This is a genomic window from Streptomyces sp. MBT65, from assembly GCF_016612545.1.
In the GTDB taxonomy this organism is placed as follows: domain Bacteria; phylum Actinomycetota; class Actinomycetes; order Streptomycetales; family Streptomycetaceae; genus Streptomyces.
Genome location: NZ_JAENRY010000664.1, coordinates 1 through 967 on the forward strand (window position 1 = coordinate 1; position 967 = coordinate 967).

The 967-nt window shown below is 68.5% G+C and carries 2 protein-coding genes; both read left to right on the top strand.

The features are described from left to right. A partial coding sequence (locus JHN63_RS51415; RefSeq protein ID WP_234478971.1) for an SIMPL domain-containing protein occupies positions 1-684 on the top strand: 684 nt, incomplete at its 5' end. Positions 685-840: 156 nt separating this feature from the next. Next, positions 841-967 (top strand): pyruvate kinase (locus JHN63_RS51420; RefSeq protein ID WP_200691993.1); only part of this gene is annotated, 127 nt, incomplete at its 3' end.

Sequence of the window (967 nt, forward strand, 5' to 3'; positions counted from 1 at the left end):
CCCGTCCCCTACGGCACCCCCGACGCACCCCGCATCGCCGTCCGCGGCGAGGCCCGCCTCGAGGTCGACCCCGAGATCGCCCGCATCGGCATCACCGTCGCCGCCCGCGGCACCGACCGCCGCACCGCCCTCGACGACCTCACCCGCCGCAACGCCACCGTCCTCGACCTGGTCAAGAGCTACGGCGAAGCCGTCGAACGCCTGGAGACCGGCGGCTTCTCCATCACCCCCGAACTCACCAAGCACGGCCGCGGCGAACGCGTCCACCGCTACCACGGCCGAGTCAACGTCACCGCCGAACTCGCCGACTTCACCGCCCTCGGCGAACTCACCACCCGCCTCGCCGACCTCGAACTCACCCGCGTCGACGGCCCCTGGTGGGCCCTGCGCCCCGACTCACCCGTCCACCGCCGGGCCCGCCAACAAGCCGTCCACGAAGCCGTCCAACGCGCCCGCGAATACGCCGAAGCCCTCGGCACCACCCTCGCCGCCCTCGTCGAACTCGCCGACATCGGCGCCGAGAACACCCAGACCTACGCGGCACCCGCGGGCCGTATGCGCTCCCGGGCCCTCGTGGGCGGAGCCGCCGAGGACACCGCCGCACCCCTCGACCTCGAACCCGAACGACAACACGTCTACGCCCAGGTCAACGCACGCTTCACGATGGCACCCCCGCGTCTATGAGCCGGGCCTATTAATTCGACCATTCACCCGCTCGCACACGCTCATTGGAGCACCCCGCCGCACATTCAAGCCTTGTCAATAAGCCTTCACCCAAAGGTTGTTGAGTAGTCATGCACGGCCAATTCCCTACCCATCGGTAAGGTCTAGGCTCAAACCATGCGCCGAGCAAAAATCGTCTGTACGTTGGGCCCCGCCACCGACTCGTACGACCAGATCAAAGCCCTGGTCGAAGCCGGAATGGACGTAGCCCGCTTCAACCTCAGCCACGGCACCCACGCCGAGC